The sequence below is a fragment of the Hydrogenophaga sp. 70-12 genome, assembly GCF_001897365.1.
In the GTDB taxonomy this organism is placed as follows: domain Bacteria; phylum Pseudomonadota; class Gammaproteobacteria; order Burkholderiales; family Burkholderiaceae_C; genus Hydrogenophaga; species Hydrogenophaga borbori.
Genome location: NZ_MKSS01000265.1, coordinates 1 through 8991, shown reverse-complemented (window position 1 = coordinate 8991; position 8991 = coordinate 1). Strand labels below are relative to the sequence as shown.

Sequence of the window (8991 nt, the reverse complement as noted above, 5' to 3'; positions counted from 1 at the left end):
TGATGGCCCTGGTCCTGGGCCTGGCCACCGCCTTCGCCTGGGCGCAGGGCCTGCAGCCCGTGCCCGAGCTGCGCGCGCGGGCGATGGACCTCACGGGCACGCTGGACGCCGCCGCGCTCCAGCGCATCGAGGAGCGCCTGGCCGGCTTCGAGCGCGAGCGCGGCACGCAGATCGTGGTGCTGATGGTGGCGAGCACCGCCCCTGAGGACATCGCCGACTACACCCAGCGACTGGGCGACGCCTGGAAGATCGGGCGCCGCGACGTCGGCGACGGCCTGCTGTTCGTGATCGCCAAGGACGACCGGCGCATGCGCATCGCGCCGGCCAAGACCCTCGAAGGGGCCATCCCCGACCTGCTGGCGCGCCGCATCCTCGACCAGGCGGTGGCGCCCGCCCTGCGGCAGGGCGATTTCGCGGGCGGCATCGACGCCGGGCTCACGCAGATCATGGCCGCCGTGCGCGGCGAGGCGCTGCCGCCGCCCGCCCCGGCGCCGAGCACCCGCCGCGGCGCCGGTGAATGGACCGATGCCCTGGTGTTCCTGCTGTTCGCCGTGCCCATGGTCGCCGGTTTCATGCGCCGGGCCTTCGGGCGTGGGCTGGGCATCCCGCTCACCGGCGCGGCCACGGGCGTGATCGCCTGGCTGCTCACCTCGGTGCTGTGGGTTGCGGCCGGGGCCGCGGTGCTGGGCATGCTGGTGGCGGTGCTCGCTCGCTTCATGCCCGCGTCGATGCCGTCGTCGCGCGGCCGTGGCGGCCCTTGGGGCGGCAGCGGGGGCTGGGGGGGTGGCGGCTTCGGCGGCGGCCGCGGCGGCGGGGGCTTCAGTTCCGGCGGCGGTGGCAACTTCGGGGGCGGCGGCGCCTCCGGCGGCTGGTGAGGACCTGGCCATGAAACGCTGGTGGCGCTTGTTCAGACACCGCTGGATGGACCGGCACGACAGCGCGCGCGCCGTGCCCGACGACATGGCCGAGCGCCTCACGCGGCGCGTCACGGCCAGCGAGGCGCGCCACACCGGCGAGGTGCGCCTGGTGGTCGAGGCCGCCTTGCCCACCAGCTACCTGCTGCGCATCGGCCCCGACGAGCCCCTGGCCGCCGTGGTGCGCGACCGCGCGCTCGCCTGGTTCGGTCGCCTGCGGCTGTGGGACACCGAACACAACAACGGCGTGCTGATCTACCTGCTGCTCGCCGAACACGCCATCGAGTTCGTGGCCGACCGCGCGCTGGCGCGCCGGGTGGCGCCCGAGACCTGGCAGGCGATCGTCGACCGGCTCGGCGCGCAGTTGCGCGCGGGTGGGTTCGAGGACGGCCTCACGCAGGCGTTGGAGGAGGTGTCGGCGCTGCTGGTGCAGCACTTCCCGTCCGACGCCACGGCGCCCGGCGAGAACGAGCTGCCCGATACGGTGCTGCGCGCCTGAGCGCCGCACAGCTCGCCGCCAGCGCTCGCGCCGCCATGCGCCGCGCGGAGGTGCCCCCGATTCGCGCCGCCGATCAGCCGCGCCCGCGCGTCAGGTTGGTGCGGTTATTCATCACCACCTGCAGCTCTTGCTGCAGGGCCTTGTTCATCTGAGCGAAGGTCTTGAGCTTGCGCGTGGTGTCGCGCAGCCGGTCGGCCAGGCGCTTGGAAATGGCCAGCAGCAACCGCGAGCCCAGGCGCGGGTCGTCCTTGAGCAGGCGCATCAGCGCGGTGCGCGACAGCACGGCGGCGGCGATGTCGGTGTTGGCCGTGCAGGTGGCCGAGCGCGGCGCACCGTCGAGCACGCCCATCTCGCCCAGCAGGTGGCCCGGACCCATCACGTTGACCACCATGCTCTCGTGCAGGCCGGGCAGGTCGCTCTCGACGGCGATGTCGCCCTCAAGCACCAGCAGCATGTAGTCGTTGCCGCGCACCTCGCCCTCGTGAATGATCACCGTGCCGGCCTTGATGAGCTTGGGCTTCATGTAGCCCACCACCTTCATCGCGTCCGCGATCGTGAGATCGGCGAGCGCCGTCGGCGTGACCAGCAGCCGGGCGGCGACTTCTTCAGGAGCGAGTTCCGGACTGTCGAAGAGCGAGGACATGCAGCGGGTGGCGCGCGGGGGACGCGGCCATCATAGTGAAGCGCCCGAACGCTGAACAGCGGCGCGGGCAAAAAAAGACCGGCGCAGGGCCGGTCTCTCGCGAAGGGAAGACGTCCTTCACTTCTTCTGGCGGTACTTGCGCAGCGCCGCGATCTGCGCGGCCATGACCGCGAGTTCGGACGTGGCCTTGGCCAGGTCGACGTCGGTCTTCGCATTCTTCACCGCTTCTTCGGCCTGCTGGCGGGCCGACGAGGCCTTGGCCTCGTCGAGGTCCTTGCCGCGGATGGCGGTGTCGGACAGCACGGTGATGGCGTTGGGCTGCACCTCGAGGATGCCGCCGGCCACGAAGACGAACTCTTCGCCGCCGTCGGCCTTTTCGATGCGCACGGCACCGGGCTTGATGCGGGTGATCAGCGGAATGTGGCCGGGCAGAATGCCGAGCTCACCCGCCTCGCCCGGCAGGGCGACGAATTTGGCCTCGCCCGAGAAGATGGACTCCTCGGCGCTGACCACGTCGACGTGGATGGTGCTCACTGAATAGCCTCCGTACTGCGTACTGCGGTGCGAGCGCCTTCGGGCGGCCGGGCGGCGCTCATGGTGTTTCCTCAGGCAAGGACCGATCAGCCCGCCGCCAGCTTCTTGGCCTTCTCGAAGGCCTCGTCGATGGTGCCGACCATGTAGAAGGCCTGCTCGGGCAGGTGGTCGCATTCACCGGCGGTGATCATCTTGAAGCCGCGGATGGTCTCGGCCAGCGGCACGTACTTGCCGGGCGAGCCGGTGAACACCTCGGCCACGTGGAAGGGCTGCGACAGGAAGCGCTGGATCTTGCGGGCGCGGGCCACGGCCAGCTTGTCTTCGGGAGACAGTTCGTCCATGCCCAGGATGGCGATGATGTCGCGCAGTTCCTTGTAGCGCTGCAGCGTGCCCTGCACGGCGCGGGCCGTGCTGTAGTGCTCTTCGCCGACGACCAGCGGGTCGAGCTGGCGGCTGGTGGAGTCCAGCGGGTCCACGGCGGGGTAGATGCCCAGCGCGGCGATGTCGCGGCTCAGCACCACGGTGGAGTCCAGGTGGGCGAAGGTGGTGGCGGGCGAGGGGTCGGTCAGGTCGTCCGCGGGCACGTACACGGCCTGGATCGAAGTGATGGAGCCCACCTTGGTGGAGGTGATGCGCTCCTGCAGGCGGCCCATCTCTTCGGCCAGCGTCGGCTGGTAGCCCACGGCGGACGGCATGCGGCCCAGCAGGGCGGACACTTCGGTGCCGGCCAGCGTGTAGCGGTAGATGTTGTCCACGAAGAACAGCACGTCGCGGCCTTCGTCGCGGAAGGACTCGGCGATGGTCAGGCCGGTCAGGGCCACGCGCAGGCGGTTGCCCGGGGGCTCGTTCATCTGGCCGTAGACCATGGCCACTTTCGACTCGGCCAGGTCGTCCAGCTTCACGACGCCGGAATCGGCCATCTCGTGATAGAAGTCGTTGCCCTCGCGGGTGCGCTCACCCACGCCGGCGAACACGGACAGGCCCGAGTGCGCTTTGGCGATGTTGTTGATGAGCTCCATCATGTTCACGGTCTTGCCCACGCCGGCGCCACCGAACAGGCCCACCTTGCCGCCCTTGGCGAAGGGGCAGACCAGGTCGATCACCTTGATGCCGGTTTCCAGCAGTTCCTGCGACGGCGACAGCTCGTCGTAGGCGGGGGCCTTGCGGTGGATGGAGGCGGTGAGGGTCTGGTCGACCGGGCCGCGCTCGTCGATGGGGTTGCCCAGCACGTCCATGATGCGGCCCAGCGTGGCCTTGCCCACGGGCACGGTGATGGGGGCGTTGGTGTTGGTCACCAGCATGCCGCGGCGCAGGCCGTCGGACGAGCCCAGGGCGATGGTGCGCACCACGCCGTCACCGAGCTGCTGCTGGACTTCCAGCGTGAGGGCCGTGCCCTCCATCTTCAGCGCGTCGTACACGCGCGGCATTTTGTCGCGCGGGAATTCCACGTCCACAACGGCGCCGATGCACTGGACGATCTTGCCTTGCACTTGAGACATGATGTTTACCTTCTGTTTTCTCTGGATTCGGAGGGGCGCGGACCTTAGACGGCGGCGGCGCCGGCGACGATCTCGGACAGCTCTTTGGTGATGGCGGCCTGGCGGGTCTTGTTGTAGACGAGCTTGAGCTCGCCGATCACGTTGCCGGCGTTGTCGGTCGCGGCCTTCATGGCCACCATGCGCGCCGCCTGCTCGGACGCCATGTTCTCGGCCACGGCCTGATAGACCTGGGCCTCGACGTAGCGCAGCAGCAGCTCGTCGATGACGGTGGCCGCGTCGGGTTCGTAGATGTAGTCCCAGTCGCGGCCGCCCGCGCCTTCCTGCAGGTCCTCGGCGGTCAGGGGCAGCAGCTGCTGCACCACGACCTCTTGCCTCATCGTGTTGATGAAGCGGGTGTAGGCCAGGTGCACGCTCTTGATGCGGCCCTCGGTGTAGGCATCGAGCAGCACCTTGACGGGGCCGATCAACTTGTCCAGGTGGGGCCGGTCGCCCAGGTTCGTGACGCTGGACACCACCTTGGCGCCGATGCGGTTCATGAAGCCCAGGCCCTTGTTGCCGATGGCCACGATCTCGGCGGACTCACCCGCGGCCTGCAGGGCCTTGAGCTCGTTCGTGAAGGCGCGCAACACGTTGGTGTTGAGGCCGCCACAGAGGCCCTTGTCCGTGGTCACGACGACGAAGCCCGCGGTCTTGGCCTCGTTGGTTTCCATGAACGGGTGCGTGTACTCGGGGTTCGCCTTGCTCAGGTTGCCCGCAATCTGCCGCACCTTCTCGGCGTAAGGCCGGGCCGCACGCATGCGGTCCTGCGCCTTGCGCATCTTGGACACGGAAATCATCTCCATGGCCTTGGTGATCTTCTTCGTCGATTCGAAGTTTTTGATCTTGCCGCGGATTTCCTTGCCTGTAGCCATCGCTGCTCCTGGTTGGCCCTGGGGCGCTCAGTACGTGCCGGTTTTCTTGAACTCGGCGATGGCCGCCGACAGCTGGGCTTCGGCGTCCTTGTCCATGGCCTTGTCGTTCTGCAGCTTGCTCAGCAGCGCGGCGTGCTTGTCCTTCAGGAAGGCGTGCAAGCCCGACTCGAAGGCCAGCACCTTCTTCACGTCGACGTCGTCCAGGAAGCCCTTGTTCACCGCGAACAGCGACGCGGCCATCAGGCTGATGGACTGCGGGCTGTACTGGGCCTGCTTGAGCAGTTCGGTCACGCGGGCACCGCGGTCGAGCTGTTTGCGGGTGGCTTCGTCGAGGTCGGAGGCGAACTGCGCGAAGGCCGCGAGTTCACGGTACTGCGCGAGGTCGGTACGGATACCGCCGGACAGGCCCTTGATCAGCTTGGTCTGGGCGGCACCACCCACGCGCGACACCGAGATACCCGCGTTGATGGCGGGACGGATGCCGGCGTTGAAGAGGTTGGTCTCCAGGAAGATCTGGCCGTCGGTGATCGAGATCACGTTGGTCGGCACGAAGGCGGACACGTCACCGGCCTGCGTCTCGATGATGGGCAGCGCGGTCAGGGAGCCGGTCTTGCCCTTGACTTCACCCTTGGTGAAGGCTTCGACGTAGTCGGCGTTGACGCGGGCGGCGCGCTCGAGCAGGCGGCTGTGCAGGTAGAACACGTCGCCGGGGTAGGCTTCGCGGCCCGGCGGGCGGCGCAGCAGCAGCGAGACCTGGCGGTAGGCCACGGCCTGCTTGGACAGGTCGTCGTACACGATGAGGGCGTCCTGGCCACGGTCGCGGAAGTACTCGCCCATGGTGCAGCCCGAGTAGGCCGACAGGTACTGCATGGCGGCCGATTCGGAGGCCGAGGCGGCGACGACGATGGTGTAGTCCATCGCACCGGCCTGCTCCAGGGCGCGCACCACGTTCTTGATCGACGACGCCTTTTGGCCGATGGCGACGTAGATGCAGGTCATGTTCTGACCCTTCTGGTTGATGATCGCGTCGATCGCCACGGCGGTCTTGCCGGTCTGGCGGTCGCCGATGATCAGCTCGCGCTGGCCACGGCCGACAGGCACCATGGAGTCGATGGACTTCAGGCCGGTCTGCACCGGCTGGTCGACCGACTGGCGCGCGATCACGCCCGGGGCGACCTTCTCGATCACGTCGGTCAGCTTGGCGTTGATCGGGCCCTTGCCGTCGATGGGCTGACCCAGGGCGTTCACCACGCGGCCCACGAGCTCGGGGCCCACGGGCACTTCCAGAATGCGGCCCGTGCACTTGACGGTGTCGCCTTCGGAGATGTGCTCGTACTCGCCCAGCACCACGGCGCCGACGGAGTCGCGCTCGAGGTTGAGCGCCAGGCCGAAGGAAGGCACGCCGTCCTTGTTGGCCGGGAATTCGAGCATCTCGCCCTGCATCACGTCGGACAGGCCGTGCACGCGCACGATGCCGTCGGTGACGGACACCACGGTGCCCTGGTTGCGCACGTCGCTGCTGGCCGCCAGGCCCTCGATGCGGGACTTGATCAGTTCGGAAATTTCGGCGGGATTGAGTTGCATGACTCTTTCCTTCTTTCGTTGATTGGTATGCGGCGCGCCCGACGTCCGGCCATCAGGCCGTGAGGGCAACTTTCATCTGTTCCAGGCGGGCCTTGACGGAGGTGTCCAGCACCTCGTCGCCGACCACCACGCGAATGCCGCCGATGAGTTCGGGCTGCACTTGCACCTGCAGGTTGAGCGGGCGGGCGAAGCGCTTCTCGAGCACGGCCGACAGGTCGGCCAGGGCCGAGGGCTCGATCGGGAAGGCGCTGTACACCGTGGCGTCGGCCGATCCCTGCTGGGCGTTCTTGAGCGCGCGGAACTGGGCGGCGATCTCAGGCAGCGCGGCCAGGCGGTCATTGTCGATCACCGTGCGCAGGAAGTTCTGGCCGGCGGTCGGCAGCGGGCTCTTGAGCACGCCACCGATGAGATCGAACACCTGCTGGGGCGTGACCTTGGGGTTGTCGGCGAACTGGCGCAGCCCCGCATCGGCGGCCACGATGGCCAGGGCGTCAAGCCAGGCCGCCGTGCCGGCGGCATCCTGGCCGCAGGCCTTGAACAGCGCTTCCGCGTACGGGCGGGCAATGGTGGCGATTTCGGCCATGGTCGTCTCGTGTTGGACCGATCAGAGCTCGGTCTTCAGGCGGTTGAGCAGGTCGGCGTGCACGCCGGCGTTGACTTCCTTGCGCAGGATCTGCTCGGCGCCCTTGACGGCCAGCGCGGCCACCTGCTCGCGCAGCGTCTCGCGGGCCTTGACGACCTGCTGCTCGGCTTCCTGGCGCGCGGCGGCCACGATCTTGGCGGCCTCGTCGTTGGCGCGGGCCTTGGCCTCTTCGATGATGGTCTGCGCGCGGCGCTCAGCGTCGGCCAGGCGGGTGGCGGACTCGTTGCGCGACTTGCCCAGCTCCTCTTCGACGCGCTTGTTGGTCGCGGCGAGTTCGGTCTTGGCCTTCTCGGCGGCGGCCAGGCCTTCGGAAATCTTCAGCGCGCGCTCATCGAGGGCCTTTGCGATCGGTGGCCAGATGAACTTCATCGTGAACCAGATCAGGATCGCGAAGACGATGGCCTGCGCAAAGAGGGTTGCATTGATGTTCATCGCAACGCCTTTCTGTGTGGACTAAGGGAAAAACACACCGGCGACCCGGCGGACGGACCGAGGCGGCGGCGGGCGCTGCGCCCGCTCACCGCGATGGCCGCGCCCGCGCGGGGCCGACCAACCGATTTACAGCGTGAAGGGGTTGGCGAAGGCGAACAGCAGGGCGATGGCCACGCCGATCAGGAAAGCCGCGTCGATCAGGCCGGCCAGGATGAACATCTTGGTCTGCAGGTCGTTCATGAGTTCGGGCTGACGGGCCGACGACTCGAGGAACTTGCCGCCCATCAGCGCGATGCCGATGGAAGCGCCGATGGCGCCCAGACCGACGATGAGGCCGCAAGCCAGAGCGACGAGACCCAGAACGTTTTCCATGATGACTCCTATTGAGATGGAAGTTTGCTGATTGAGAAAAGGAACGAAATTACCCGAGCGCGTCCTGGACGGTCGCGTCAGTGAGCGTCATGCGCCTGCCCCAGGTAGATAAGGGCCAGCATCATGAAGATGAACGCCTGCAAGGTGATGACCAGGATGTGGAACAAGGTCCACACCGTGCCGGCGATCAGGTGTCCGACGAAGAAGAGTCCACCGCCGAGCGAGAGGGTGGCATAGGCCCCCAGCAGCGCGATCAGCATGAACACCAGCTCACCCGCGAACATGTTGCCAAACAACCGCATGCCGTGCGAAACCGTCTTCGCCACGAACTCGATCATTTGCATCAGGAAGTTGACCACGCCCAACAGCACCGCCCAGAGCGGGTTCTTGCTGGTGCCGAAGGGAGCGGACACCAATTCATGCGCCCAGCCACCCAGGCCCTTGATCTTGATGTTGTAGAACAGGCAGAGCAGCAGGACGGAGACGGACAGGCCCAGGGTCGTGGACAGGTCGGCCGTGGGCACGACGCGCAGGTAGTCCTTGAAGCCCATGGCGGGGCCGGCGCTATGCCAGATCTGGGGAATCAGGTCGACCGGGATCATGTCCATGAAGTTCATCAGGAAGATCCAGACGAACACGGCCAGGGCGAGAGGGGCGATGAGCTTGCGGCTGGTGGCGTTGTGGATGACGGCCTTGGCCTGGTTGTCCACCATTTCAACCAGGATCTCGACGGCGGCCTGGAAGCGGCCCGGCACGCCGGCGGTGGCCTTGCGCGCGGCCAGCCACAGCACGACGCACATGAGCAGGCCCAGCAGGCTGCTGACGACCACCGAGTCCACGTTGATCACGGAGAAGTCGACGATGCTCGACTGCTTGTGGTTCGTCAGGTGAACGAGGTGGTGGCGAATGTATTCGCCCGGGGTCAGAGTGCCTTCAGCAGCCATTTGTGTGCACCAAAAC

11 protein-coding genes are annotated in these 8991 nt (G+C 67.5%); 2 read left to right on the top strand and 9 right to left on the bottom strand.

All coding sequences use genetic code 11. From position 1 onward, the window contains the following. The first annotated feature begins 2 nt into the window (after positions 1-2). Positions 3-875: a TPM domain-containing protein gene (locus tag BGO22_RS14715; RefSeq protein ID WP_286851476.1), complete on the top strand. Its 873-nt coding sequence runs from the start codon at positions 3-5 to the stop codon at positions 873-875. Between the two features lie 10 nt (positions 876-885). Continuing rightward, positions 886-1413 carry a TPM domain-containing protein gene (locus BGO22_RS14710; protein WP_070401216.1) on the top strand — a complete coding sequence of 176 codons (528 nt, stop codon included), beginning with the start codon at positions 886-888 and terminating at the stop codon, positions 1411-1413. 73 nt (positions 1414-1486) lie between these two features. On the opposite strand, the gene BGO22_RS14705 is transcribed toward BGO22_RS14710, so the two are convergent. The 9 genes from BGO22_RS14705 to atpB form a co-directional block, all read right to left on the bottom strand. After that, positions 1487-2056 carry a cyclic nucleotide-binding domain-containing protein gene (locus BGO22_RS14705; RefSeq protein WP_070401217.1) on the bottom strand — a complete coding sequence of 190 codons (570 nt, stop codon included), beginning with the start codon at positions 2054-2056 and terminating at the stop codon, positions 1487-1489. A 117-nt stretch (positions 2057-2173) separates the two neighbouring features. Beyond that, positions 2174-2590 (bottom strand): F0F1 ATP synthase subunit epsilon, encoded by a 417-nt coding sequence (locus tag BGO22_RS14700; RefSeq protein WP_070401218.1) that lies wholly within the window; start codon positions 2588-2590, stop codon positions 2174-2176. An 86-nt stretch (positions 2591-2676) separates the two neighbouring features. After that, positions 2677-4089 (bottom strand): F0F1 ATP synthase subunit beta, encoded by a 1413-nt coding sequence (gene atpD / locus BGO22_RS14695; protein WP_286851475.1) that lies wholly within the window; start codon positions 4087-4089, stop codon positions 2677-2679. Between the two features lie 44 nt (positions 4090-4133). After that, the gene (atpG, locus tag BGO22_RS14690; RefSeq protein ID WP_070401220.1) at positions 4134-5000 is read right to left on the bottom strand and encodes a F0F1 ATP synthase subunit gamma; all 867 of its coding nucleotides are present in this window, start codon (positions 4998-5000) and stop codon (positions 4134-4136) included. A 27-nt stretch (positions 5001-5027) separates the two neighbouring features. Then, positions 5028-6584, bottom strand: a complete 1557-nt coding sequence (atpA, locus tag BGO22_RS14685; protein WP_070401221.1) for a F0F1 ATP synthase subunit alpha — start codon at positions 6582-6584, stop codon at positions 5028-5030. 52 nt (positions 6585-6636) lie between these two features. Further along, entirely contained in the window at positions 6637-7167 is a 531-nt protein-coding gene (locus BGO22_RS14680) for a F0F1 ATP synthase subunit delta (protein ID WP_286851474.1), read from the bottom strand. Between the two features lie 21 nt (positions 7168-7188). Then, on the bottom strand, positions 7189-7659 hold the full coding sequence (locus BGO22_RS14675; RefSeq protein ID WP_070401223.1) for a F0F1 ATP synthase subunit B: 471 nt from the start codon (positions 7657-7659) through the stop codon (positions 7189-7191). A 126-nt stretch (positions 7660-7785) separates the two neighbouring features. Then, a complete protein-coding gene (atpE, locus tag BGO22_RS14670) occupies positions 7786-8031 on the bottom strand; it encodes a F0F1 ATP synthase subunit C (RefSeq protein ID WP_009519254.1) in 246 nt (81 codons plus the stop codon). 77 nt (positions 8032-8108) lie between these two features. Continuing rightward, on the bottom strand, positions 8109-8975 hold the full coding sequence (gene atpB / locus BGO22_RS14665) for a F0F1 ATP synthase subunit A (RefSeq protein WP_070401224.1): 867 nt from the start codon (positions 8973-8975) through the stop codon (positions 8109-8111). Between the last annotated feature and the right edge of the window lie 16 nt (positions 8976-8991).

Excerpts from the sequence above, each read along its gene's own strand:
- BGO22_RS14675 (WP_070401223.1), bottom strand. The coding sequence starts at position 7,659 with ATGAACATCAATGCAACCCTCTTTGCGCAGGCCATCGTCTTCGCGATC.
- atpA (WP_070401221.1), bottom strand. The coding sequence starts at position 6,584 with ATGCAACTCAATCCCGCCGAAATTTCCGAACTGATCAAGTCCCGCATC.
- atpE (WP_009519254.1), bottom strand. The coding sequence starts at position 8,031 with ATGGAAAACGTTCTGGGTCTCGTCGCTCTGGCTTGCGGCCTCATCGTC.
- BGO22_RS14680 (WP_286851474.1), bottom strand. The coding sequence starts at position 7,167 with ATGGCCGAAATCGCCACCATTGCCCGCCCGTACGCGGAAGCGCTGTTC.
- BGO22_RS14715 (WP_286851476.1), top strand. The coding sequence starts at position 3 with ATGGCCCTGGTCCTGGGCCTGGCCACCGCCTTCGCCTGGGCGCAGGGC.
- atpD (WP_286851475.1), bottom strand. The coding sequence starts at position 4,089 with ATGTCTCAAGTGCAAGGCAAGATCGTCCAGTGCATCGGCGCCGTTGTG.
- BGO22_RS14705 (WP_070401217.1), bottom strand. The coding sequence starts at position 2,056 with ATGTCCTCGCTCTTCGACAGTCCGGAACTCGCTCCTGAAGAAGTCGCC.
- atpG (WP_070401220.1), bottom strand. The coding sequence starts at position 5,000 with ATGGCTACAGGCAAGGAAATCCGCGGCAAGATCAAAAACTTCGAATCG.
- atpB (WP_070401224.1), bottom strand. The coding sequence starts at position 8,975 with ATGGCTGCTGAAGGCACTCTGACCCCGGGCGAATACATTCGCCACCAC.
- BGO22_RS14710 (WP_070401216.1), top strand. The coding sequence starts at position 886 with ATGAAACGCTGGTGGCGCTTGTTCAGACACCGCTGGATGGACCGGCAC.